The following is a 24,564-nucleotide window of genomic DNA, read 5'->3' on the forward strand; positions in this document are numbered from 1 at the left end:
AACAGGACGCAGTAATCCGCGGGTTGTGAAACGACGAACTAAGCATTTTGCAAGTAGAAAAGGCACGGAAATTCTTAATCAACGGCATAACTGGGGAATAAAAATCATAAAGTGAACAGCATTGGGGCGGCACCTTGTTTTTGCGGCGAAAAAATTACGGGCTTTTGAAGTGCGAATTTTAGATGCTCAGCAGCATGCTTTGGTCAACACCACCCTGAGCTTAAAATTGCCTGAAGGTGATTTATCCGCCATGACCGATATCAATGGAAAAATCTACCTAGAAGACATCGCGCCTGGAAGATACGCGTTTGAAATACAAAACAAAGGATTGCCTTGCTCAGCCTGGATTGAAGTGCCTGATGCTGCGGGTGATGTGCTGGATCTGGGTGATTTAATCTGTGGCGGGGAGTAGCGTGTGTTTATAAAAAATATCATCGGTATTGCAGCGGCCTTGCTGCCTGCGTATTCCATGGCAGGGGCGTGCTCTTTTGGATCGGTGCAAGAAGTGGCTTTTGGGCAATACGCCCCGAATTTAAGCACCGAAACCATCAGGCAGCAGCTCATTACTGCAAGCTGCACGCAGGCTGGAAAACTGTCCGTCTCGTTTGGCCCCAGTCAGGTTTCCGGTACGATTAATGACAGAAGAATGCGCAATATCAGCGGCGGCAGCAGCCAGCTTCGCTATCACCTTTATAAATCAACATGCAAAGCGCATGAGCTGGGTACGGGTAAAGACGCTTTAAGCGTTGCAGTGTCGGCAGGCGTTGTAACGCCCATCTATTTTTGCGGTGTTATCCCGCCTATGCAGCAGGTCGATGTGGGAAATTATGAGGATTACGTGGTGCTGACTATTTCGCCATAGTTTTTGGGATGTTTGCTTTGTATTGGCGGTAATGAGTACAGTGATTCTTTGTGCTGAAATTAAAGGAATAAAATGGACGCAAACATAATTCGTGAGCTGGCCAGGCTTACTCTTTCAGGAGGGGTGCCTTTTCCTGAGATTGTCGGGCGTCTTATTGCAGAAGGCGTTGAGTACTATCACGTTGATTATGTGCGGCTGCAGTTTGCTTTTTATGGTATTGACGGTGGCGTTGTTGTGGCGCCGCTTACCATTGAGGGTCTGCCGGAGGTGGCCAGCGAGCTGGATGGGCCGCAGCTTCGTGCCGCTATTCTGGACAGCCAGCAAAACAATCAGCCATTTTCCCGCTTCTCTGTGCGGGCGATGGAAGCCGGAGTACAAGCTTACTATGCATTTTTGCGTGGCAAGCGGGTGAGTTATTTAGGCCGTAATGGTGATTGCCACGTTGAATGGTTTCCTGGTGCTCTGCACGAAGATGAATAGCAAAGTATCAAGATGGGATGCGTTTGTTTTTCAAATAAAAAAAGGCCGGAATCATTCCGGCCTTTTTGCATAGCGGGTAATCAGAGTGATTAATCGGTATGGTAATTCGGTGCTTCTTTGGTGATTTGCACATCATGCACATGCGATTCACGAATACCTGCGGCGGTGATTTGCACAAATTCGGCTTTTTCGTGGATCTCTGTGATGGTTTTGCAGCCCAGATAGCCCATAGAAGAGCGCAGGCCGCCCATCAATTGATGGATGATGGCAGTAATCGGGCCTTTGTAAGCAACACGGCCTTCAATGCCTTCAGGAACCAGCTTGTCAGCGTTGTTTACATTGTCCTGGAAGTAGCGGTCGGACGAGCCATTGCTGCCGGCCATTGCGCCTAAAGAGCCCATGCCGCGGTAGCTCTTATAAGTGCGGCCTTGGTATAGCTCTACTTCACCAGGTGCTTCGTCTGTACCGCCAAATAAACCGCCCAGCATCACTGAGCTTGCGCCCGCAGCGATGGCTTTAGAGATATCGCCAGAGTAGCGAATACCGCCGTCAGCAATCAGCGGAATACCTGTGCCAGCCAGCGCATCAGCCACATTGGCCACTGCAGTAATTTGCGGAACACCCACACCAGCCACAATGCGTGTGGTGCAGATCGAGCCTGGGCCAATCCCCACTTTGACCGCATCGGCACCGGCTTCAGCCAAGGCTAAAGCGGCCGCAGCGGTGGCGATATTGCCGCCAATCACCTGGATGTGCGGGAAGTTTTGCTTAACCCAGCGTACGCGATCGATCACGCCCTGGCTGTGGCCGTGGGCGGTATCTACCACGATCACATCCACACCGGCTTCGGAAAGCAGCTTAACGCGCTCTTCGGTGCCAGCGCCAACGCCAACAGCCGCGCCGCAACGCAGGCGACCCTGGTCGTCTTTGGCAGCATTTGGGTGTTCGGAGGTTTTGATCAGATCTTTAACGGTAATCAGGCCTTTCAGCTTGAAGTTTTCGTCGATCACCAGCACGCGTTCTAGGCGGTGCTCGTGCATCAGTACGCGGGCGGTTTCAATTGAATCGCCTTCGTTGACCGTAATCAGACGCTCTTTAGGCGTCATGATGCTGCTGACCGCCACGTCAAGACGTGTCTCAAAGCGTAAATCGCGGTTGGTAACGATACCGACCAATTGGCCGGATTTATCAATCACAGGCAAGCCGGAGATTTTGTGCTGACGGGTTAGCTCATGTACGTCGCGTACAAGCATATCTGGGGATACGGTAATCGGATCCTTAACAATGCCTGATTCGTAACGTTTTACTTTGGATACTTCTTTCGCTTGCATTGCAGGGGTCATATTCTTATGAATAATCCCCATGCCGCCTTCCTGGGCAATAGCAATGGCGAGGCGTGCCTCGGTCACTGTATCCATCGCTGCAGAAACCAGCGGCAGATTCAGGCGAATGTTGCGGGTGAATTGTGTCGATAAATCGACATCACGCGGGAGGATGTTGGAATGGGCCGGGACGAGAAGTACATCGTCAAAGGTGAGGGCCTTCTGAATCACGCGCATGGTGCAGAATCCTTAGTCGCCAAAACGGCATTATACCGAACTGCGCGTAATAAGACCAATCCCTGTTAGTACAGTTTTCAATAATCTGCAATTTTGCACTTTATTTAAGAAACGGGCGGCGGCCATTTCAATGCTCTTTTTGTGCCTGAGTATGAAATTTGCACGCGAATACTGCTATTTTTCGGACAATCTTGCAGCCTTGCCTGCTAAGAACTAGCGTAAGAGAGTGGCTGGTTTGTCATGCCTGTTTAAAAATAAAAAAGAAAGAAGAGGCACAATATGGGGATCAAACGAATGCAGACGCATCCCTCCAGCACGGCTTTAATTTTGTCTGGTGGGGGTGCAAGGGCGGCTTATCAGGTGGGCGTGTTGCTGGCCATTGCAAAATTATTGCCCAAGGGTGCGGCCAATCCTTTTCCTATTATTTGTGGCACTTCGGCTGGTGGCATTAATGCGGTGGCGATTGCGGCCGGGGCCGGCCATTTTCGCCGCTCTGTGTTTGAGCTGGCAAGACTCTGGCAGGGCTTAAGCCCGGAAATGATTTATCAGGCATCGCTTGGGCAATTATTGGCGACTGCAGGGCATTGGCTGCTGTCTTTGTTTTTAGGGGGCTTGGGTAAATATAATCCGCGTGCATTTTTAAATAATGCGCCGCTGCGTGATTTGCTGGTGGACAGGGTCGATTTCTCCGGGATACAGCAAAGCATAGAAGCGGGGGCTTTGCGTGCATTATCGATCTCGGCTTCGGGCTATACATCAGGGCAATCGGTGTCTTTTTTTCAAGGCGCTGCAGATTTGGATATCTGGCACCGCGCTTCTAGGGTGGGGGTGAAGGCCAGTATTTCGGTGGATCATCTGATGGCTTCTGCGGCGATTCCTTTATTGTTTCCTGCTGTGCGCTTACACCGTGAATACTTCGGGGATGGATCGGTGCGGCAAATTGCCCCCATCAGCCCCGCTATTCATTTAGGGGCAGAACGTATTTTAGTGATTGGGGTGGCGCCACAGGTGGCAGACCCGTCCGCCAGAGAAAAGCACACCCGCTACCCCACGCTGGCCCAAGTAATGGGGCATTTAATGAATAGTATTTTTCTGGACGGTCTGGATACCGATTTAGAGCGCTTAACCCGAATCAATCGCACGCTGGCGGCTGTGCCTGCAGATTTGGCGCGGCAGCTTCCCCTTGGTTTGCGGCCGATTAAAGTGCTGGCGATTTCGCCATCCCAGCCTCTTGAGCGGCTGGCCGTGGCTTATAAATCAGAGTTCCCTGTGGGGATGCGTTTTTTGCTGGGAGGAATGGGCGCATTTCGCCATCAGGGCTCGGTCGTGGCCAGTTATTTATTGTTTTGTAGTGGCTATTCACGCAAATTAATCGAGCTGGGTTACCGGGATGCCATGGCTAAAGAGCAAGAGTTGCGTGACTTTTTATCGATTGAATCGTCAGAATAAGCAATATTATAGTCAGTGCAGTGTAGGTATTGGCAATTCTTGCCTGATATCAACTCCCTCTTGATCGAGTTGGCTGATAGAATAGTCTGTATCTATTGACTGGCTATCGGAGTACACATGTTGCGCTGGCGTTTGGGCCATTTGGCCTTATCTATTTTCTGCGCAAGCACCATTGTTTTTGCGCTTTATTTAGAAAGAACTCAGTTTTTAAGCCCATGCCCGCTGTGTATTTTTCAGCGTGTGGGTTTTATTACCTTTGGCCTGCTGTCTTTCTGCGCCGCTGCGATTCCCTTGCCTAAAATGAGCCGTTTCTGGCCCATTGTGCTTACCCTTGTGGGCCTTGCCGGGGCGGGTGTTGCCGCAAGGCATGTGGCGATTCAGTACTTTATTGATCCAAGTAAATTGCCTTCCTGCGGGCCAGGGCTGAATTACCTGATGGAAACGCAGCCGTGGCTGCAGGTTTTCAAAGGTGTGCTGACCGGGCATGGCGAATGCGGTGTAATCGATTGGAGCTTATTTGGTATGTCTTTACCTGTATTGGCCTTATTAGGATTTAGCGGCCTGATTGCGGCGACCTGGGGTATTCGTTTCTGGCAGGCAAAAGCATGACGCTGACAGAATTAAGGTACATCGTGGCCGTGGCGCGGGAGCGCCATTTTGGCCGGGCTGCTGCCAGCTGCTTTGTATCACAGCCTACATTATCGGTGGCGGTGAAAAAGCTGGAAGAAGAGCTGGGCGTGGCATTGTTTGAGCGCTCTGCCAGCGATGTCACCCTTACGCCGATTGGTGGCCGCCTAGTTGAGCAGGCACAAAGGGTATTAGAAGAAGTTCAGCTGATTAAACAGCTGGCCGAACAGGGCAAAGACCCGCTGGCTGGCGCTTTGCGTCTGGGTATTATCTACACCATCAGCCCCTATTTATTGCCGCATTTAATCCCGCAGCTGCGTATCGCTGCGCCGCAAATGCAGATTTTGCTGGAAGAAAATTACACCGCACGTTTGGTGGAGATGCTTAAGCAGGGCGAAATTGATGTGGCGATTGTGGCCGAGCCGTTTTTTGAAGCGGGCCTTGCCACGCAGGCCGTTTACGACGAGCCCTTTGTGGTGGCTACGCCTAAGGGCCATCCCTGGGAAAAGGAAACGGAAATCGATTCATCCGTTTTGGCTGATGAGAATGTTTTACTGCTCTCTTCAGGTAACTGTTTCAGAGATCATGTCTTACAAGCCTGCCCGGATCTGAACCGCGAAAGCTTGCCTGCAGGAAGTTTGCAGCGCACCTTGCAAGGCAGCTCGCTGACCACAATACGGCATATGGTGGCCGGTGGAATAGGGGTAACCGTTTTGCCTGCGTCTTCAGTCAGCGCTGCAGATGATGCTTTACTGACTATTCGGCCATTTAAAGAACCTATCCCCAGCCGGCGGGTAATTCTGGCGTGGCGGCGTAATTTTCCGCGTGCTGCAGCCATAGAAGCGGTGCGCCAGGCCGTATTGAATACCCGTTTGCCATCGGTACAAATCTTACTGGATGAGCCGGTGCATTAAAGGGAAGTGAATTAAATGAAATACCTGGCACGACAGATGTTGCTGTGCCGGGGGTTTGCTGGTCTTTGCCAAAAAAAGATCAGCAGGACCAAAGGTGCTGGTTTTTTTGATCTACAAGTGCATCACACAGGAAAAGACAATGAGTCATCCTATTATCATTATCGGTTCGGGCCTTGCCGCCTATAACTTAGCACGAGAATTCCGAAAGTCAGATCAAACCACGCCTTTAACGATTATCGCTGAAGACGCTGCGGATTTTTATTCTAAGCCCATGTTGTCTAATGCTTTAGCGGGCAAAAAAACGCCCGCTTCTTTAATTATCAAAACCGCCAGCAAAATGGCCGAAGAGTTAAGCGCAGCCATTTTGCCCTTTACCGAAGTAGTGGGAATCGATACTGTAAATCAACAGGTTTTATTGATTGATGGGCAAGCACTGGTTTATCGGGATTTAATTCTGGCGCTGGGTGCAGATCAGATTTATTTACCTCTTGGTGGCAATGCAAGCGACGACGTGCTTTCTGTGAATAATCTGCAGGATTACACAGAATTTGCCGCAAAACTGCCTGAATTAAAAACCGTAGGTATTCTTGGCGCAGGCTTAATTGGCTGCGAATTTGCCAATGATTTATTGGCGCTTGGCATTAAGCCCATTGTGTTCGATCCGGCAGGCTGGCCATTATCCCGCTTATTGCCAGAAGCCGCTGGCCGCTATTTGGCAGAACAACTGACCAGCGCTGGCGTAGAGTTTCATTTTGGATTCTCGGCAAAAAATTATGACCATATGGAAGGCCGCTATTTATTGGGCCTAAACGATGGATCGATTATCGAAGTGGGCATGTTGTTCTCCGCCATCGGCCTGCGGCCACGTATTCATTTGGCGACAAGTGCGGGCTTAAAAGTGAATCGCGGCATTGTGGTTGATCAAACCCTGCAAACCTCGCAGCCGCATATTTATGCACTGGGTGATTGCGCCGAAGTGATGGGCCTGAATTTACCTTTTGTAATGCCCATCATGCACTGCGCCCGCGCCCTAGCCGCAACCTTAGCCGGAACACCCACCCCGGTTAAATACCCCGCCATGCCGGTAGTAGTTAAAACCCCGGCCTGCCCAACCGTCGTTGCACCGCCCGCCGCCGGTGCACAGGGGGAATGGCAAGTGTCGGCGATTGAAGGCGGCATCGACGCCCGTTTTGTTGATGTACAGGGGCAGTTGCTGGGCTTTGCGTTATTGGGTGCGGCAACAAAAGAGAAGCAGGCTTTAACGGGGCAATTACCGGTTGTTTTGGCCTGAGAGCAGATCACCAAGCAGGCAATGTAGGAGCGGCTTTAACTGTGCGTACTTTTATAAGAATCGTTTTTGCAGTCCATGTCCGTGCTTTTGATTAAAGTGCGGGCATTTTTTATGGATGTTTTATTTCTTAGGATGAGCTTGCATCAATTTTTCGAAAAATTCATGCTGAAATAGTCGCATTCTGAATACATTGTGATAGCTGCCGTTGCAGAAATACTCTTCAACTAATTCGGCTTCTTTAATAAAGCCGCATTTCGCATAGATATGCACTGCCGCTAAATTAGAAACATCCACAACTAAATAAAGTTTGCGTAAGTTAAAAACTGAAAAAGCATAATTAGCCGCCAGCAGCGTGGCTTCTGTGGCGTAGCCTTTACCCTGCTGATCGGGTGCAATCATGATCTGGAATTCACCTCTGCGGTGAATATAATCAAGTTCAATTAATTCAACAAAGCCTACCATTTCATTATTGACGTCTACTGCCACAAAACGGCGCTCGCGCACATCGTGCACATGCTGATCGTAAAGCTGGGTAAGCTCAGAAAAAGTCTCATAAGGCTCTTCAAACCAATAACGCATAATTTTGGCGTTATTGTTCAGCTCGTGGGCAAAACGTAAATCGGATCGTTCCAGTGGGCGTAGTTTTAAATGGCTACTCATATAAATCGCTTAATGAAGAAGATATTCCTCGGACTTAAGGCGATAGGGGGAGTTCAGTGTTTTCAGGGAAATGGTGTTTGTGGGGGGCAAATAGAGGACGAAAGAGAAAAAGTGCCAGGCAAGATATATGGAATATTATTAAGTGATATCTGAGCTGGCATAAAAAACCCACGATCTGCATCGTGGGTTTTTTATGCATTATTCCCAGCTCAAAATAACCTTACCACTTTGTCCCGACAACATGGCCTCAAAGCCTTGCTCAAACTCATCTACATGGAAGTGGTGGGTAATAATCGGGGTGATATCGAGGCCAGATTGGATGAGGGCGACCATTTTGTACCAGGTCTCGAACATTTCACGGCCGTAAATGCCTTTGATTTCCAGCCCTTTAAAAATAACCTGATTCCAGTCGATGGCGGTGTCGGCTGGCGGAATGCCTAAGAGCGCCACTTTGCCGCCGTGCTGCATGGTTTCCAGCATGGTGCGAAAAGCCTGTGGGTTGCCAGACATTTCCAAACCCACGTCAAAGCCTTCGGTCATTTTTAAGTCGGCCATCACGTCTTTTAAATCTTCTTTTAAGACATTGACGGCGCGGGTTGCGCCCATTTTGCGGGCCAGATCGAGGCGGTATTCATTCACATCGGTGATCACCACATGGCGTGCGCCTACGTGTTTGGCAATCGCCACCGCCATAATGCCGATCGGGCCTGCGCCGGTAATCAATACGTCTTCGCCGACCATGTTGAAGGACAGGGCGGTATGTACGGCATTACCAAACGGATCGAAAATGGCGGCTAAATCGTCAGAAATATCATCCGGAATAGGGAAGGCATTAAAGGCAGGCAGCACCAGGTATTCGGCAAAAGCGCCGGGGCGATTCACGCCGACGCCGATGGTGTTGCGGCAAAGATGGCGGCGGCCTGCGCGGCAATTACGGCAATGGCCACAGGTGATATGGCCTTCGCCGGATACGCGATCGCCAATTTTAAAGCCTTGTACTTCTGAGCCAATTTCTACCACGGTGCCGACATATTCATGACCAACGTGCATGGGCACAGGGATGGTTTTTTGCGCCCAGTCATCCCATTTCCAGATATGAATATCGGTACCGCAGATGGCGGTTTTTTTAATTTTGATCAGCAGGTCGTTATGGCCGATGGCAGGCTTTTCAACTTGATTCATCGTCAGGCCGGGTGCTGCTTCTAATTTGGATAAGGCTTTCATCTGGTATTTCCATACAAGGAATTAGTGATTTTTCTGATAACAGTAGCTTTAGCTTGATAAACAGCTAAATCTTGAACCACAGAGTAAAAGGAGGACACAGAGTTTCACGGAGGAAACCACCCTTTGTTTTTCTCTGTGAAACTCTGTGCTCTCTGTGTCCTCTGTGGTTTAAGATTTTGGACTCTTAGTTTTAGGCCAAAGCTTCTGTCAAATTTTTGTTTAAAGAGCCTTTAAGCAATCACTTTCAGTTCACGCCCTACCTTGATAAACGCGTCTACTGTTTTCTGGATTTGCTTTAGTGTGTGGCCTGCCGACATTTGGGTACGGATACGGGCTTTGCCCTTGGGTACGACAGGGAAAGAGAATCCAACCACGTAAACGCCTTCTTTAAGCAGCGCTGCCGATACGGCTCCAGCAAGGCGTGCATCGCCCAGCATCACGGGGATAATCGGGTGTTCGCCCGGCACCAAGGTAAAGCCTGCCTCAGACATGGCTTTACGGAAGTACTCTGCGTTGCGTTTTAACAGACTGCGCAGTGCAGCGCCTTCATCACTGGACAGAATTTCCAAAACCTTCAGGCTGGCGGCCGCGATGGCGGGGGCGAGGGTGTTGGAGAACAAATAAGGGCGTGAGCGTTGGCGTAGTAAAGCTATCATCGGCTTACGGCCGGAAACATAGCCGCCTGATGCGCCGCCCAAAGCTTTACCCAAGGTGCCGGTGTAAAGGTCAATGCGATCCTGTACGCCGCACAATTCTGGTGTGCCCGCGCCGTTTTCGCCGATAAAGCCCACGGCGTGTGAATCGTCCACCATCACAATGGCGTTATAGCGCTCGGCTACATCGCAGAGGTCTTTCAGGTTGGCGATAATGCCATCCATTGAGAATACGCCATCTGTCACCACCAGCTTAAAGCGCGCGCCTGCTGCATCTGCGGCAATCAGCTGCGCTTCCAAGTCTTGCATATCATTGTTTTTGTAGCGGAAACGCTTGGCTTTGCACAGGCGCACACCATCAATAATGGAGGCGTGGTTCAGCTCGTCAGAGATCACCGCGTCTTCTTCGCCCAGCAATGTTTCAAATACGCCGCCATTGGCGTCAAAACAGCTGGAATACAAAATGGTGTCATCTGTTTTCAGAAAGCCAGAAATCGCCTGTTCTAAATCTTTATGAACTTGCTGTGTGCCACAGATAAAGCGCACCGAAGCGCAGCCATAGCCGTAATCGTCCATTCCCTGTTTGGCAGCTTCAATCAGACGTGCATCATCGGCCAGGCCCAGATAATTATTGGCGCAAAAATTGAGTACTTCCTGGCCGCTTTGCAGGGTGATATCTGCACGCTGTTTGCTGGCAATCACACGCTCTGGCTTGGCAAAGCCATCGTTGTGGATTTGTTCGAGGGTGGCATTAAGGTGTGAAAGGTAAGCGTGATTCATAGTCATCCTGTGTGCGGGTCTATAATCTGATGCTCAGATTGTAGACCGCAGGCGGATGGGCGATCAGTAGCAGTTCTTACAAATAAATGATGCCTAACTGTTTTAGCTGCATAAAAAAGGCCGGGCATTGCCCGGCCTTGTGTTTAAGCAATCAGCATTTATTGAGTTTTGCGACGGCGTGCCGCGAATAATCCAATGATGCCCATGCCCATTAATGCGTAGGTTTCAGGTTCTGGAATGGGGGCCGTGGCGGTAGCAAGAGATAAATTATCCAGGCTGTATTGTTCCCCGTTTACTAATGCAGTGCCTTGTGTGCCGGCCATCAGTTTTAGTGATGTGAAGGCTGTGTCAGAAACCAAGCCAAAAAAGCCGCCGGTGGCGTATTTGCTGATTTCCTTAGGGACCAGATAATTACTGAAAGTATCGCCACTGAGCACCAGCTTGATGCCCATGCCTGGCTCATTGAGGGAGAGGTCAAAATCGCCGCCAATTCCAAGTAATTTGGATGTGTAATTGATGCTGGTACTGTGTTTTTCGGTAAGCCGGTCAACTAATTTTCCGCCTGTCACGGTGTAGTTATGGGAAAAATCAGCAGGGTCTGTGGAGTTTGCTTTGATCGAAAGGCCTTTTATAAACGTGCCATCAGCAAAATCTTCGCCAGCAATAATGTTTTTAAGTGCTTTTGTCCATTCAGCTTTATCAGTAAATACTTTAACGCTGATTGCCTGTGCCGGAGCGGAAATAATCAGTGAGCTTAAAAGAACAGTAATGTAAGATTTCATAAAAATAACCTGTGTTTGTAATTGAATGATTAAATTATATTCTATTTTTTAATTTTTTCTTTATTAAATTAAATTGGGTTTAATTATAAGAATTGTCTAATTAAGTGTGTATAGTTGTTTTAATGTATTGTTTTTATTTCTTACGGGTTAGGTGAAAATTCAATGGTTTTTTGAGTGTAAAATGAGGTAATTGTAAGTATCAATTGCTGGTTTTCTGTATTTTAAATACAAATAATAAATATATGGTTTGGCATTCGGATAAAAATACAACAGCGCCCATGGCTTATTTTTGTGTTTTTATGCGATAGCGCTGTGATCTGCTCCATAGTAATGAGCGGCGATGAGTTGCTTTATGGACTCAATAGGGTTTGATTTTCCACATTTTTTGTTATGGCTAATGCTGAAAATGGAGGAGTTTGTTTTGTAAGAGAATACGGTTTGGGTAATAAAAAATGCCGCCCAAATTTGAGCGGCATTGCGTGTTTATTTCAGATTTCAGATTTAACCCGCGGCTTTGGCCAGTGTGGGGTTCAGCATTTTTTCCTCGCGTTTGGTTTTATTGGCTGGCGTGTCGTGAAACATCGTCAGGGCCAGTAAAACCATTGCGGCAACGCAAGAGCCGATCAGCAGCATAAAGCCGCCATCCCAGCCAAAATGATCCACGGTGTAACCTACCACCGCGCTGGCGGCAACCGATCCGCCAAGGTAACCAAAGAGGCCGGTAAAGCCTGCTGCTGTACCTGCGGCTTTTTTTGGCGCCAGCTCCAGTGCATGCAGGCCAATCAGCATCACCGGGCCATAAATAAAGAAGCCAATGGCGATCAGAGAAAGCATGTCTACAGTAGGATTGCCTGCCGGGTTTAGCCAGTAAACAATGGTTGCGATGGTAACAAGGCCCATAAAGAACAAGCCCGTTGCGCCGCGATTGCCTTTAAATACTTTATCCGACATCCAGCCGCACAGCAGCGTGCCCGGAATGCCTGCCCATTCAAACAGAAAGTAAGCCCATGATGATTTATCAACCGTAAAGTGCTTCACTTCTTTTAAATAGGTCGGTGCCCAATCCAGTACGCCGTAACGCAGCAGATAAACAAATACATTGGCAAAGGCAATGCACCAGAGCAGCTTATTGGGCAGGATGTATTTTTTAAAGATTTCTTTGGCGCTCAGCTCTACTTCATGCGCTTCGTTGTAATCTTTTGGATAGTCGTTTTTATATTCTTCGACAGCAGGCAGGCCGCAGGATTGCGGGGTGTCGCGCATTACCACAAAGGCCAGCACCGCAATGGCAATGGCAGCCGCAGCAGGCACATAGAAGGCCGAGCGCCAATCGTTAAACCAGCCCATGCCTAAGATAAACAGCGGGCCTATCATGCCGCCGCCCACATTGTGAGCGCAGTTCCATACCGAAACTACCGAGCCGCGCTCTTTCTGGCTCCACCAGTGCACCATGGTACGGCCGCATGGCGGCCAGCCCATACCCTGTACCCAGCCGTTTAAAAACAGCAGTACAAACATAATGGTGACGCTGGATGTGGCCCATGGCACAAAGCCCATAAAGAGGAAAATAGCCGCGGAAAGCAGCAGCCCAAGGCTTAAAAATACCCTTGGATTAGAGCGGTCTGATACTGCGCCCATTAAAAATTTAGATACTCCGTAAGCAATCGCCACACCCGACATGGCAAAGCCTAAATCGCCACGCGAATAGCCCTGTTCAACTAAATAGGGCATGGCAAGTGAGAAATTTTTACGGACTAAATAGTAGCCCGCGTAGCCCAAGAAAATACCCAGGAAAATTTGCCAGCGTAAGCGCTTATAAGTGCTGTCAATTTTCTGCTCATCCATACGTGTGATATGGCTTGCAGGTTGTAAAAATTTAAACATGAAAAATCCCTGTGTACAGGCATCGGAACAGGATGCCTGTATTGGAAACAAACCTCAGGAAAACGCTGGCAGACAACAGGCCTGCGGATAAAACCGCAGTTTTCCGGGCGGGTGAAGTTTAATGAATACCGTGGGCAAGGGCTGCAAGTGCGGCACCAATAACTGAGCCTGCAACAGGAATCCAGGCATAGCCCCAGTCGCTGTTGCGCTTGCCGGAGATTGGCAGAATGGCGTGCATCAGGCGCGGGCCTAAGTCACGGGCAGGGTTCATGGCGTAACCTGTTGTGCCGCCTAAAGAAACACCAATCCCCAGTACCAGCAGGGCTACCGGCAGGGCGTCAATGGCACCTAAAGACATTTTTGGCGCAACCATACTTAAAATTGCAAATACCAATACAAAGGTGGCGACAATTTCTGAAACCAGATTGCCCGCTACATGGCGAATTGCCGGGCCGGTGCAAAATACGGCGAGCTTGGTGTCACCGCATTCGGTGCTTTCAAAGTGCTTGTGATAAATCAGCCACATCACAAAAGCGCCTGCCATACCACCCAGCATTTGCGCGATGATATAGCCAGCCACATCGCTCCATGCAAATTTACCAGCAACTGCCAAAGCAATGGTGACGGCGGGGTTGAGGTGGGCGCCACTAATGGCGGCCACGCTGAATACACCCACAAATACGGCCATGGCCCAGCCAAAGGCAATCACAATCAGGCCGCTGTTCTGGCCCTTGGTTTTATTGAGTAATACATTGGCGACAACGCCATTACCTAAAAGAACCAATAAAGCGGTGCCAATAAACTCGGCAAATAATGGAGTCATTTGAATTCCAGTTTGAAGCGGGCAGAAGCCCGGATAATGAGGGTGTAGTTTGTTTTTGTACTTCAGGATTTTGATCGGAATAAATCCCGAATTAAGTCTGCTGATAAAGCGTGCCCGAAGCGGCGCTGAGCGACTCATCACTGTCGCCCGCAGCGCTTCGGGTGCGCTCTGCAGTCCTCTTAATCCGCTTCGTGATTAGCCCAGGTTTTGGTGGCTTCTACTGCGCGGTGCCAGCCTTTCAGCAATTTGCCCGAGCCTTCTGCACTCATCTGGCTGCTGAAGCGTTTATCCAGCTGCCACTGGCTTTGCACGTCTTCAATGCTTTTCCAGTAGCCCACGGCAAGGCCGGCCAGGTAAGCCGCGCCCAGGGCGGTGGTTTCGGTGATTTTTGGGCGGATTACATCGGTGCCCAGGATATCGGCCTGAAATTGCATCAGTAATGGATTAACACTTGCACCGCCATCTACGCGCAGCTCAGGAATACTGATGCCTGCATCGGCTTCCATTGCTTTTAATACATCGGCGGTCTGGTAAGCAATGCTGTCGAGCGCAGCGCGGGCGATATGCGCTGATTTTGTGCCCAGCGTTGCGCCAAACAGTGAGCCGCGGGCATCCTGATTCCAGTGCGGTGCGCCAAGGCCGGCAAAGGCGGGTACCAGATACACGCCATCGCTGTCTTTTACCTGGCCCGCTAATTCATTGACTTCGGAAGACTTGCTAATCATGCCAAGGCCATCACGCAGCCATTGCACCACTGCGCCGCCGATAAAAATACTGCCTTCCAGTGCGTATTCAACCCGGTCACCAATTTGCCATGCGATGGTGGTGAGCAGATTGTTTTTAGAGATGATAGGGGTAACGCCCGTGTTCATCATCATAAAGCAGCCCGTGCCGTAGGTATTCTTCACCATGCCGGGGCGGGTGCATTGCTGGCCAAAGAGGGCCGCTTGCTGATCGCCTGCGATGCCGGATAAAGGCACGCGGCTGCCCAGCATTGATTCATGGGTGTAGCCGTAGATTTCGCTGGATGAGCGTACTTCCGGCAGGATGCTGGCAGGAATATCCATCAGCTCCAGCAGGTCTTTATCCCAAGTCAGTGTTTGAATATTAAACAGCATGGTGCGGGATGCATTCGATACATCAGTCACATGCACTTCGCCGTGGGTGTAGTTCCAGATCAGCCAGCTGTCTATCGTGCCAAATGCCAGCTTGCCTGCATTAGCCAGCTCACGTGCGCCTTCTACATTATCTAAAATCCACTTGATCTTGCTGCCGGAAAAATACGCATCAACGGGCAGGCCGGTCTTGCTGCGGATCGATGCTTCAAGGCCCTGGGCTTTGATTTCATCGCAATAATGCGCGGTGCGGCGGTCTTGCCAGACGATGGCGTTATATACCGGCAGGCCGGTTTCACGGTTCCACACCACGGTGGTTTCGCGCTGATTGGTAATGCCGATGCCGGCGATTTGGGTGCTGTCAATATTGGCGCGGGTAATGGCTTCGTGCGCTACTGTGGATTGCCCAACCCAGATTTCCAGCGCGTCGTGTTCTACCCAGCCCGGCTGAGGATAAATCTGTTTGAATTCTTTTTGCGCCATCGAAATGATGTCGCCTGCCTGATTAAACAAAATTGCGCGTGAGCTGGTTGTGCCCTGGTCAAGCGCCAAAATGTATTTGTTTTCCACTTCTATCCCCTTTGCTTTAGCTGGCAAGCGATGTGTTATTGAGTGTGTTTTTATGGGTGAATTGTCGGCCTCACAGGCTGCATGAGGCAAGCAATTGAGTGCAGAAAAGGCTTGTTGTTTGTGTAATGTTCTTTTCTGATCGTTTCTGATTTTAATCGTTGCAAACTTGTTTTATATCAGGGGATACCGCAACTTGTAATCGAGAAAAAATGACTACAAAAGCGAAAAGGTGAGGTTTTACGCGGCGTGCAGCGGGGTAAATGTTTTTTTAGATTTGTTGCATTTTTATGCGAAATGAGAAAAAAACAGTTCGGCTCAAGGAAAATTTTCTGTTTTTTTGTACGTGCGACTTCTCGTTTTTGATTGAAAGGTGTGTTTTTCTCTGCATAAGGGGCGTTGGATATCAAATATTCTTGTTTCAGTGAGGAAGGCCAGTAGGGGATTGTTGAGGGGGGGCTCGTTGATCTACAAAAAAGACCTATTTAGTGCCTTCGGCACGTTGATTTAGGGGCGGTAGCCACGCGGGGCCTTTTCTTGCTTCGCCAAGAAACGAAGCCAAGCGACAAACTCAAATACACGAAAACCCCTCCGTTGCGGACAGTTGGCGGCGGGTGGGATTGGCTGGATCCTCCTTCCCAAGCGATCCCCCGCCCCGCTTGTTCTTCGCTCCGGCGTGTTTCAAGGTGATTTTAAAAAGCCCTATGCAAAGAGCGTGGTGGTTATGCATTTTCGCTGTTTGCTAATGAAAAAATGATTTGCTTAGCGCAGAGGGGCTTCCACCCTCCCCACAAAACCCAGCATCAATCCCTTATTGAGGTGTTTCTGCAATATAGAGCTGGGTTTTTGATTCTTTAATCACCGCATCCATGGCTGCATCTACAGGCTGGTCGGTAAAGAGGGCTGTGATTTGCGATAAATGACCCTGGCGTGCGAGGGCGGGGCGGCCAAATTTGGAGTGGTCTGCCACTAAAAAAACATGCCTTGATTGTTTGATAATTGCTTCAGCAGTACGCACTTCCCTGAAATCAAAATCGCGCAGCGTGCCGTCGGCTTCGATGCTGGAAATGCCGATAATGCCGTAATCCACTTTAAACTGATTGATAAAGTCGATGGTGGCCTCGCCGGTAATGCCTCGGTCCCTGCCGCGCACCATGCCCCCCGCAATAATCACTTCGCACTCATGGTATGTGCACATGATGGCGGCGACATTCAGATTATTGGTAATCACATGCAGGCCGCGATGATGGCGCAGTGCTTTGGCCACTTCTTCGGTGGTGGTGCCAAGGTTAATAAATAAAGACGCATTATTGGGAATATGCGCCGCAACCAACTCAGCGATTCTTTGTTTTTCTTCGATCAGCAACACTTGCCTGGCTGCATAGGCCACGTTTTCTACGCTGGATAAGGTGCTAACACCGCCATGCAGTTTTTGCACCAGCTTGTTTTCAACCAGCTGGTGAATATCACGGCGTATGGTTTGCTGCGTGACATCAAAGTGTTCTGCCAGTTTTTCAACGCTGACATAAGCCTCTCTTTGCACCCATTTTAAAAGTTCCTGCTGGCGTAGATTCAAAATCATGCTGCGTCTCGTTGGCTGAAAAGAGTTGTACAGAGTTTAACAAGCCATTGTGGACAATGCGATGGGGGAAGCTTACAAGATGCAAAAAAGGGTATAGGGGTTTTCCATAGCAAACATTTGCGAAAATATAATGTTAGTATTTTGTTGTTTTGTATTTGTTTGTGTACAAATAGAATCAATAATGAATAATTTCATCGCATCTGGGGCAGAAAAGCGTGGAAGATAAAATTTACGATGTACTGGTCGTAGGCGGGGGCATTAACGGGGCTGGGATCGCGCGTGACGCGGCCGGCCGTGGCCTTTCTGTCTGCCTGTGTGAAAAAGACGATCTGGCGCAGCACACCTCATCGGCCAGCTCTAAGCTGATTCATGGCGGCTTGCGCTATCTGGAATATTACGAATTTGGTCTGGTGCGCAAAGCGCTGCAAGAGCGTGAAGTGCTGCTCGATTTAGCCCCGCATATTATCTGGCCACTGCGTTTTGTGATGCCGCACGATCCCACTGGCCGCCCTAAGTGGCTGATCCGTACCGGTTTGTTTCTTTACGATCACTTAGCCAGCCGCAAAGTTTTACGCGGCACAGAATCAATCCGTTTTGACCGCCATGCATCGGGAAAACCGCTCAAGGCCGGTTACAGCCATGGTTTTGCTTATTCAGATGGCTGGGTGCAAGACGCCCGTTTAGTGGTACTGAATGTGATGGATGCGGCAGAGCGCGGTGCGGTGGTGCATACCCAAACGGCCTGCGTGGCAGCTAAGCGTGAAAATGGCGTTTGGCATTGCACCCTGCAGGGCGTAAATGGGGTGCAGCAGGTCAAAGCGCGCACGGTGGTGAATGCGGCCGGTGCATGGGTGGAATCAGTGCTTAAAAGTGTAGTGGGGCAAAAATCAGCCCACGCGCTGCGGCTGGTAAAAGGAAGCCATATTGTGGTGAAAAAGCTGTTTGATCACCCCGATGCCTATATTTTCCAAAACCCTGATAAACGCATTATTTTTGCGATTCCCTATGAAAAAGACTTCACGCTGATTGGTACCACCGATGTGGAATACCATGCCGACCCGGCCCGAGTCAGGATTGATCATGACGAAATTAGCTACCTCTGCCAGATGAGCAATCGCTATTTTGAGCAGCAGATCAGCCCAAATGACGTGGTGGCGACCTTTTCAGGCGTTCGCCCGCTGCTGGATGATGCTTCTGGCAATGCGGCCAGCGTAACCCGTGATTACTCACTGGAGTTTGATCCTGCTGAGGGCCTGCTGTCTGTGTTTGGCGGCAAGATCACCACCTATCGCAAGCTGGCCGAGCAGGCTGTTGATTTGCTTGCGCCGCATTTGGGTAATCATCACGCAATTTGGAGTGCAACTAAAGCCCTGCCTGGCGGCGATTTGCACGGCAGTTTTGAGCAATTTATGCAAAAGCTGGCAAAAGATTATGCATGGATGCCGGGCGATTTATTGCAGCGATATGCGCGTACCTATGGATCAAGAACGGCTGTTTTGCTTAAAGGCGCCCGATGTGTGGCTGATCTGGGCGAGGAAATTCTGCCTGCGCTTTACGCCGCCGAAGTGCGCTATTTAATGCAATTTGAATGGGCAAAAAGCGCTGAAGATATTCTTTGGCGCAGAACCAAACTTCGCCTGCATTTACCTGCCAATGCGGATGAAATTTTGAGCCAGTGGCTGGCAAAAACTGCGGTCCGTTCAACTGATACAGCGCTTGCTGCATAAAAGGACACCATGATGCAAATCACATTAGATAGCCTGGATGCAACCATCAGCTGTCCGGTTAATTTAGCTGCGCCACGCGCCAGAATGGTGGTAGCCAATTGGAAAATGTTTGGCAATCTGGCGCTGTGCCGTGAAAGCCTGCCGCGTCTGGCTGCGGCAGCTTTTGAGAGTGTCGAGCTGGTGGTCTGCCCGCCTGCGCCTTATTTGGGCGAAGTAGGGCGCTTGGCCAGCCGCTCTGGCGTGCACTATGGCGCACAAGATGTGGCTGAGGTTACGCATGGTGCACGCACGGGCGAATGGTCGGCCGATATGCTGGCAGAGTTAGGCTGCCGCTATGCGATAGTAGGGCATTCCGAGCGGCGGGATCGCCACCGTGAATGTAATCAAACCGTAGCGGTAAAAGCTGCCATGTGTATTGCTGCCGGGGTAATCCCGATTGTGTGCGTGGGTGAAACCATGAGCGATCGGGAATCGGGGCAGACTGAGGCGGTACTGGCAGAGCAGCTGAGCGCCATTTTGCAGCTGATGAGAAAAAATGCCATGTTTGTACTTGCTTACGAGCCGGTCTGGGCGATTGGTACCGGCCTTGCCGCTACGCCAGAAATGGCGCAGGACGTGCATGCATTCTTACGCCGTCAGCTGGCGCTGTTTTCACCCGTATGGGCCGAATCGGTCACTATTTTATACGGCGGCAGTGTCAAGGCCGATAACGCCGCATCGTTGTTTGCCATGCCTGATATTGACGGCGGATTAGTCGGCGGAGCCTCGTTAAATGTGAATGATTTGCTGAGCATTTATAAGGCTGCCAATATTTAAGCTGAATTTATGCCCAAATAAAGCCCCGCCGTACATCGTACTGGCGGGTTTTTTTACGCTCATTTTTTGTAAGATTAATTGTTAATCTCATTATTATTCTTTCTTTTTTTTGTGATATGCTTACAAATTTATTTTTTCATTCTTTCTTAGAATTAAATATTCCATGGCGTAATAAGGGGCTCAAACTATATTGGTTTCACTTGTCTGGCTGGGTATTGCCTTGGGCAGAATGGGTTGGGTGATGATCTGTGCTGGCGGTGTGTTGAAGCAGTTTGGTTTGGGTGCGGAGCACCTTCATGCCATCTTTTATCTTGTAAAAGAGAAAGGCATCCCTTGTTGGTCTGTTTAATTGGAGCAAAAGATGCAAAATACATGGGTCAAAACGAGTAATGTCGCTCAGTATCAAGAAGCCAACTGGGCTAACTGGATAGGTACCAAAGCATGCGGCAGCGTGGAGGCTGCACAGGCTTATGCCGCGCAAAATGCTGAAATTAGCTTCTTTTTTTATTGCCGTCAGAATATGGTACTGACCAATGGCCGCAGTTTCAGCCCTGGGGATGCTGCGTTTTTCTCCGGCCAGCCCTGGTATGGCAGCGCACCGCAATGCGATTCGTATCAGAAAGTGGTGTTTAATACCCCTGCATTTATTAATGATTTCCCGGTTAATTCAGCACAAAACGATGCAGTTTGCCTGCAATGGAATACCAATATCAGTGGCTTTACCGCGCAGGCCATCATGGGCGACCCGTGGAATCTGCTTTATGCCAGCAATCAGACTTCTTACTTTGATACCAATTTCACCACCATTCCCAGCACTGCAACGGCGGCCTTAATTCACTGGACGGCGTTCCCAAACCGCCTGAGCCAATATCTGGGTAAGGGCGCTTATCCTGCAAATCCTTATAACTATTCGTCTAAGCAACTGTTTGCCATTGCCGATCAATACGGCACAACTGAAGTGCCTGTGCCCGCTTTCCAGAATATCCCCACCCAGCTTTGCCCACAGGCTACATGGAATAGCGAGCTGCATATGTACGGCCCCTATGGCCCGCGTGGCTGGCAGGATGAGTATTGCGAGTGGAGCGTAGTGCGCGATCCGCAAAGCAATAAAATCACCCGCATTGATATGACCTGCGAAAACCCGGAGTACTGGAACACGCTGTGGATGATTGATCCGCAAAAAGTAGCCGATGTGTATTCATCCACCCTGAGCTTTGGAGCGCCAGCCTCGGCGCAGGTGGTGGTGCCGGTCAGCGATTTATACTTGCACGACCCGGTGACCAAAGCCGTGGTGATTGATCCGTCAACCGGCCGCCCGGCTTATAACCCGCTGAATAAATGGAATAGCGGCCCCGTTGCTGTGCGCGGCAGCAGCAATAATTATGGCGGTGCGATGCACCTGACCAGCACGCCAAATACGCTGCAAACAGAAATGGCCCTGGCTGGCGGCGCGACGATTCAGCGTGTGTGCGGCAATAGCGTGCCGCAAACGCTGATTTGCTGCGCGCAATACGGGCAGGCCTACCGCAATAGCGATCCGCATATCGGGCAATCGGTAAATCAGGCGATTGGCGGGCAGCTTACCGGCTTTCCCTGCAAGGCTGCACTGGCAAATCCAACCGGCTTGTATATCCAGGTGCCGGATTTAAGCGGCTTTACCCTGCCCGCAGATCCAAAACTGCCCGCAGGAGCATCAGCCCAGGATTGCTGGCAGATTGTGCGCGGCTCGGCTGAATTAACTGATCCTGTTACCGGCATGTTGTTTGGTGCCACAGCAGCATCGCCACAAAATGGCGGTAATTTTGTGCTGCATGCGGTGTTTCAATTACCACAATCGTGGGTGGATGCGGGTGTGTCGTTTACGATAGGCGATATCACCGATGCAAGCGGCGATCCGATTCAGTGGGGCGGGCAAGTCACGCAACAGATGTCGATTGGCCTGTGGGCGCGCCCGATTCAGGTTTCGGCAGCACCTGCCAATGAAGCTTGCGTTTTACCGCCACCAACGGGCGTTACCCCGCCTGCCAGCCCTGTGCCGCCTGATTACGCCCAGCCCTTACAGCTGTTTCATTCGGCCATTTGGAATGCCTACTTTAATACCGAAGTTAGCAATCCAATGAATACACCAATTTCGCTGGCCAGTAATTCCACCCTGATTGCTCCGATTGTGCGGCTTGGGCAAAGCAATATCCCTATGGTGCTGACCTGCACCACCACGCAGCTTGGGCCACAGGGGCAGCTGCCAGCGGTGGATTTTGGGCCGGATGTAACGGTGGTGGTCAGTGGCTTTAACGACAACGTTAATTACGCTGTGCCAGGTAATTCTTATCCATCCCAGTGCGCTTCGCTTAATTTAAAAGTCAGTGTGGGCGCAAATGCTGCTTTGGGTTTACGTGGTCTGGCGCTGACCAATTATGGGGACGAGGTGCAGGCGCCTATGTCTGCGTTGCTGAATATTATTCCGGCTTGATTATGATGAGTTAAAGGGGTTTGCCATGCGTTTATTGAATCGTTTGCAGCTATCGGCTTATCTTGGGTTTGGGGTGGGTTTGGCGGGGGCATTCGCCCACGCCGCTTGCCCCACATGGAATGGTGTGCCGGTGATGCAGCCGGTTATTCCTTGCGATTCACTGGGCACCAACCAAAACGCATTTAATAATCTGGCATGGCAGCAGTTTATTACTCTTAACTGGGCGGCTGACCCCAATTTACCGGGGCAGCCCGATACCAACGTGCCTGCTTCCTCTTTCGGGGTGGCGGGCACAAGCAGCCCGGTGGTTTGGGAAAGTTATAAAGAATCCTCCGAGGTGTTCCGCCCCAATGGCGCGCCTCCTTTACCATGGGCCAATAAGCAGGCTATCCCGCTGGCGATGCGGTCTTTAATGAAAACGAAAACCCTGCAGGCCACCTCGGCGCTGGGTATCAAGAGCCTTTATCACACGTCTAAATTTACGGATACCTCGCCGGCTCCATTAAAAGATATTGCCGAGGCGGGCACCAATGGCGCATGGCTTACCGCGCAGCCCAAAATGAATAACTACGTCACCCTGTTTGAAAAGCGGCTTAATCAGGATGAATACAACTATATCAATCAGAATCAGCTGTATATCGCCAGCAAGCAGCCCTCATTCGCCACCACACAGGGGCTGAATTTGCCCGATGGCTCGGCGACGTTCTCAACCTATGGCACGGTGGGGGCGATTGAAATCAAGGCGGCATGGATAGAGCTGGACGACCCCACGCTGTGGCCGATGTTTAAAACATCCAAAGCATGGGTGAGTTACCCGATTACAGGGGGTGGCAGTACGACGCCCAAGCAGGTGACGGTAGGGCTGGTGGCTTTGCATATTATTCGCAAAACGCCCAATGCCCAGCAATTTATGTGGAGCACTTTTGAGCATGTTTATAACGCGCCAAGCAAAACCGAGCTGAGCGCGCCGCCCCTGCCCTGGTTCACCTATTACAATCTGAACTGTGATCCGGCAACGGATTACTACAAATGTGTGCAGAATAAAATGCCGGTGGTGGGGACAGATCCTTACAATGCGCCGGTGCAAGTGGTGCGAACCACGCCGATCAGCAGCACCACCGCCAATAATATCGCCGCCCTCAATACTAATACCTGGGCCACGATTAAAGCGGCCAATCCTAACTCGGTATTTCTGAATTACCAGCTGGTGAATGTGCTCTGGCCCAATAGCAACACCCCCATCTACCCCGGTGCAACAGCGCCACTGCCAGATGGTAATGCCCAGCCCCCTGTTGCCCAGCAGCCCGTGGCGAATACGGTATTGGAAACCTACCATCAGAACCTCAGTTGCCTCTCCTGCCACACGGGCGCAACGGTAGCGGGGAAAGAGCAAACGCTGGCCAGCGATTATTCATTCTTATTCGGAGAAGCCAGCAATCCTTCGGCTCAATCCAAAAAGAGTAAAAGTAAACTGATGCGGGTGAAATTGCCTTAAATCGTCATCTTTGAATGTAGCTTGTTATCCCCGAATGCATTTATCGGATGGCCAGCGCAAACGCTGGATTTCTGCCGAAGCTAAGGGCTGCAGCTGTTTTTTAAACCGTGTTGCCGGATGTTTCAGCGTTGGCCAGCTCAAACATCCGGCGTAATTCATCCAGCACTACGGGCAGGGTATCAAAACCCTCGCCCAGCAAAAAATGCCCGCCATTTTTTACGATTAAAAACTGCGCATCCAATTGCTGGCCAAGTGCCTTAGTCAGGGTAAAAGGAATCGTGGCATCGTTATCCGCAGCGATCACAGAGCGCTGCCTAATCAGCTGGCGCAGATGCGCAGTATTTAAAGGCTGCGCCGTAAACTCATCCAGCTGGGGCAAAAGCGGCACGGCCCCGGCAAAGCCTGCCACCAGCACTACGCCGCCAATGGCTTGATTAATTCGCTCTAAATGCCGCAGCACAGTAATGCAGCCCAGGCTGTGCCCCACAAAATAAACATCTTCGTCATGCACTGCCACGCTTTGCTCAATTTTAGTCAGCCAGGCGTTTAAATCTGGCTGGCCGGAGTTGGGCATCGCCAGAATATGGCAAGGTACACCAATAGTTGCCAGCTGGTCCTGCAGCCAGGGAAACCAGTGGTGAGAAGGCGCGGCATCATAGCCGTGGATGATGTAGAGGGTGGGCATTCAGAGTAATCCTGTTTGTTTAATTTCAGATTTTACGCAGTAAAGATCTTAAACCACAGGTGCCCCGGAGAGAACTGCGCCATGGATGATGTGGGTTAAGAAAACAGCGATGCAGCCAG

General features: G+C 50.3%; 21 protein-coding genes. 11 read left to right on the forward strand and 10 right to left on the reverse strand.

Going from position 1 to position 24,564, the window contains the following annotated elements; genetic code table 11:
* Positions 1-169 precede the first annotated feature (169 nt).
* The 3 genes from CSQ88_RS15665 (at position 170) to CSQ88_RS15675 (ending at position 1,342) form a co-directional block, all read left to right on the forward strand.
* Complete coding sequence (locus tag CSQ88_RS15665; RefSeq protein ID WP_143449491.1) at positions 170-412, forward strand: hypothetical protein; 243 nt, start codon at positions 170-172, stop codon at positions 410-412.
* Positions 413-415: 3 nt separating this feature from the next.
* The gene (locus CSQ88_RS15670; protein ID WP_099399023.1) at positions 416-862 is read left to right on the forward strand and encodes a spore coat protein U domain-containing protein; all 447 of its coding nucleotides are present in this window, start codon (positions 416-418) and stop codon (positions 860-862) included.
* A gap of 72 nt (positions 863-934) precedes the next feature.
* Complete coding sequence (locus CSQ88_RS15675) at positions 935-1,342, forward strand: DUF1398 family protein (RefSeq protein WP_099399024.1); 408 nt, start codon at positions 935-937, stop codon at positions 1,340-1,342.
* A gap of 89 nt (positions 1,343-1,431) precedes the next feature.
* Here CSQ88_RS15675 and guaB read toward each other — a convergent pair whose 3' ends face one another.
* On the reverse strand, positions 1,432-2,901 hold the full coding sequence (gene guaB, locus CSQ88_RS15680) for an IMP dehydrogenase (protein WP_099399025.1): 1,470 nt from the start codon (positions 2,899-2,901) through the stop codon (positions 1,432-1,434).
* Between the two features lie 294 nt (positions 2,902-3,195).
* Between guaB and CSQ88_RS15685 the strand changes: the two genes are divergently transcribed.
* From CSQ88_RS15685 to CSQ88_RS15700, 4 genes are all read left to right on the forward strand, one after another.
* Positions 3,196-4,350, forward strand: coding sequence for a patatin-like phospholipase family protein (locus tag CSQ88_RS15685; protein WP_099399026.1), 1,155 nt, complete (start codon positions 3,196-3,198; stop codon positions 4,348-4,350).
* 117 nt (positions 4,351-4,467) lie between these two features.
* Positions 4,468-4,959 carry a disulfide bond formation protein B gene (locus CSQ88_RS15690; protein WP_099399027.1) on the forward strand — a complete coding sequence of 164 codons (492 nt, stop codon included), beginning with the start codon at positions 4,468-4,470 and terminating at the stop codon, positions 4,957-4,959.
* Positions 4,956-5,891, forward strand: coding sequence for a LysR substrate-binding domain-containing protein (locus CSQ88_RS15695; protein ID WP_099399028.1), 936 nt, complete (start codon positions 4,956-4,958; stop codon positions 5,889-5,891). The genes CSQ88_RS15690 and CSQ88_RS15695 overlap by 4 nt, the downstream gene beginning before the upstream one ends.
* Positions 5,892-6,030: 139 nt before the next feature.
* Entirely contained in the window at positions 6,031-7,182 is a 1,152-nt protein-coding gene (locus CSQ88_RS15700) for an FAD-dependent oxidoreductase (protein ID WP_099399029.1), read from the forward strand.
* A gap of 120 nt (positions 7,183-7,302) precedes the next feature.
* Here the strand turns inward: CSQ88_RS15700 and speG are convergent, their stop codons facing one another.
* From speG to CSQ88_RS15740, 8 genes are all read right to left on the reverse strand, one after another.
* Positions 7,303-7,842: a spermidine N1-acetyltransferase gene (gene speG / locus CSQ88_RS15705; RefSeq protein ID WP_099399030.1), complete on the reverse strand. Its 540-nt coding sequence runs from the start codon at positions 7,840-7,842 to the stop codon at positions 7,303-7,305.
* A gap of 198 nt (positions 7,843-8,040) precedes the next feature.
* On the reverse strand, positions 8,041-9,066 hold the full coding sequence (gene tdh, locus CSQ88_RS15710) for an L-threonine 3-dehydrogenase (RefSeq protein ID WP_099399031.1): 1,026 nt from the start codon (positions 9,064-9,066) through the stop codon (positions 8,041-8,043).
* 230 nt (positions 9,067-9,296) lie between these two features.
* A complete protein-coding gene (locus CSQ88_RS15715; RefSeq protein WP_099399032.1) occupies positions 9,297-10,499 on the reverse strand; it encodes a glycine C-acetyltransferase in 1,203 nt (400 codons plus the stop codon).
* Positions 10,500-10,657: 158 nt separating this feature from the next.
* The gene (locus CSQ88_RS23025) at positions 10,658-11,281 is read right to left on the reverse strand and encodes a PEP-CTERM sorting domain-containing protein (RefSeq protein ID WP_180273680.1); all 624 of its coding nucleotides are present in this window, start codon (positions 11,279-11,281) and stop codon (positions 10,658-10,660) included.
* 501 nt (positions 11,282-11,782) lie between these two features.
* Positions 11,783-13,165, reverse strand: a complete 1,383-nt coding sequence (glpT, locus tag CSQ88_RS15725; protein ID WP_099399033.1) for a glycerol-3-phosphate transporter — start codon at positions 13,163-13,165, stop codon at positions 11,783-11,785.
* Between the two features lie 118 nt (positions 13,166-13,283).
* Positions 13,284-13,988, reverse strand: a complete 705-nt coding sequence (locus CSQ88_RS15730; RefSeq protein WP_099399034.1) for an MIP/aquaporin family protein — start codon at positions 13,986-13,988, stop codon at positions 13,284-13,286.
* Positions 13,989-14,167: 179 nt separating this feature from the next.
* Complete coding sequence (glpK, locus tag CSQ88_RS15735) at positions 14,168-15,673, reverse strand: glycerol kinase GlpK (protein ID WP_099399035.1); 1,506 nt, start codon at positions 15,671-15,673, stop codon at positions 14,168-14,170.
* Positions 15,674-16,481: 808 nt separating this feature from the next.
* Complete coding sequence (locus CSQ88_RS15740; protein WP_099399036.1) at positions 16,482-17,252, reverse strand: DeoR/GlpR family DNA-binding transcription regulator; 771 nt, start codon at positions 17,250-17,252, stop codon at positions 16,482-16,484.
* A gap of 215 nt (positions 17,253-17,467) precedes the next feature.
* On the opposite strand from CSQ88_RS15740, the gene glpD reads away from it, so the two are divergent.
* From glpD to CSQ88_RS15760, 4 genes are all read left to right on the forward strand, one after another.
* Positions 17,468-18,979: a glycerol-3-phosphate dehydrogenase gene (gene glpD, locus CSQ88_RS15745; RefSeq protein WP_218963117.1), complete on the forward strand. Its 1,512-nt coding sequence runs from the start codon at positions 17,468-17,470 to the stop codon at positions 18,977-18,979.
* Positions 18,980-18,988: 9 nt separating this feature from the next.
* Positions 18,989-19,795, forward strand: coding sequence for a triose-phosphate isomerase (gene tpiA / locus CSQ88_RS15750; RefSeq protein ID WP_218963118.1), 807 nt, complete (start codon positions 18,989-18,991; stop codon positions 19,793-19,795).
* A 361-nt stretch (positions 19,796-20,156) separates the two neighbouring features.
* Complete coding sequence (locus tag CSQ88_RS15755) at positions 20,157-22,265, forward strand: hypothetical protein (RefSeq protein WP_218963119.1); 2,109 nt, start codon at positions 20,157-20,159, stop codon at positions 22,263-22,265.
* A 25-nt stretch (positions 22,266-22,290) separates the two neighbouring features.
* Positions 22,291-23,760 (forward strand): hypothetical protein, encoded by a 1,470-nt coding sequence (locus CSQ88_RS15760; protein ID WP_099399039.1) that lies wholly within the window; start codon positions 22,291-22,293, stop codon positions 23,758-23,760.
* 100 nt (positions 23,761-23,860) lie between these two features.
* Here CSQ88_RS15760 and CSQ88_RS15765 read toward each other — a convergent pair whose 3' ends face one another.
* Positions 23,861-24,445 (reverse strand): alpha/beta hydrolase, encoded by a 585-nt coding sequence (locus CSQ88_RS15765; protein ID WP_099399040.1) that lies wholly within the window; start codon positions 24,443-24,445, stop codon positions 23,861-23,863.
* Between the last annotated feature and the right edge of the window lie 119 nt (positions 24,446-24,564).

The organism is Iodobacter sp. BJB302, from assembly GCF_002735645.1.
Taxonomy (GTDB): Bacteria; Pseudomonadota; Gammaproteobacteria; order Burkholderiales; family Chitinibacteraceae; genus Iodobacter.

Bases quoted from the DNA above. Each gene is read 5' to 3' on its own strand.
- tpiA (WP_218963118.1), top strand. From the start codon at position 18,989: ATGATGCAAATCACATTAGATAGCCTGGATGCAACCATCAGCTGTCCG.
- CSQ88_RS15685 (WP_099399026.1), top strand. From the start codon at position 3,196: ATGCAGACGCATCCCTCCAGCACGGCTTTAATTTTGTCTGGTGGGGGT.
- tdh (WP_099399031.1), bottom strand. From the start codon at position 9,066: ATGAAAGCCTTATCCAAATTAGAAGCAGCACCCGGCCTGACGATGAAT.
- CSQ88_RS15730 (WP_099399034.1), bottom strand. From the start codon at position 13,988: ATGACTCCATTATTTGCCGAGTTTATTGGCACCGCTTTATTGGTTCTT.
- CSQ88_RS15740 (WP_099399036.1), bottom strand. From the start codon at position 17,252: ATGATTTTGAATCTACGCCAGCAGGAACTTTTAAAATGGGTGCAAAGA.
- CSQ88_RS15765 (WP_099399040.1), bottom strand. From the start codon at position 24,445: ATGCCCACCCTCTACATCATCCACGGCTATGATGCCGCGCCTTCTCAC.
- CSQ88_RS15760 (WP_099399039.1), top strand. From the start codon at position 22,291: ATGCGTTTATTGAATCGTTTGCAGCTATCGGCTTATCTTGGGTTTGGG.
- CSQ88_RS15675 (WP_099399024.1), top strand. From the start codon at position 935: ATGGACGCAAACATAATTCGTGAGCTGGCCAGGCTTACTCTTTCAGGA.
- CSQ88_RS15690 (WP_099399027.1), top strand. From the start codon at position 4,468: ATGTTGCGCTGGCGTTTGGGCCATTTGGCCTTATCTATTTTCTGCGCA.
- guaB (WP_099399025.1), bottom strand. From the start codon at position 2,901: ATGCGCGTGATTCAGAAGGCCCTCACCTTTGACGATGTACTTCTCGTC.
- CSQ88_RS15695 (WP_099399028.1), top strand. From the start codon at position 4,956: ATGACGCTGACAGAATTAAGGTACATCGTGGCCGTGGCGCGGGAGCGC.
- CSQ88_RS15700 (WP_099399029.1), top strand. From the start codon at position 6,031: ATGAGTCATCCTATTATCATTATCGGTTCGGGCCTTGCCGCCTATAAC.
- glpT (WP_099399033.1), bottom strand. From the start codon at position 13,165: ATGTTTAAATTTTTACAACCTGCAAGCCATATCACACGTATGGATGAG.
- CSQ88_RS15715 (WP_099399032.1), bottom strand. From the start codon at position 10,499: ATGAATCACGCTTACCTTTCACACCTTAATGCCACCCTCGAACAAATC.
- CSQ88_RS23025 (WP_180273680.1), bottom strand. From the start codon at position 11,281: ATGAAATCTTACATTACTGTTCTTTTAAGCTCACTGATTATTTCCGCT.
- CSQ88_RS15755 (WP_218963119.1), top strand. From the start codon at position 20,157: ATGCAAAATACATGGGTCAAAACGAGTAATGTCGCTCAGTATCAAGAA.
- speG (WP_099399030.1), bottom strand. From the start codon at position 7,842: ATGAGTAGCCATTTAAAACTACGCCCACTGGAACGATCCGATTTACGT.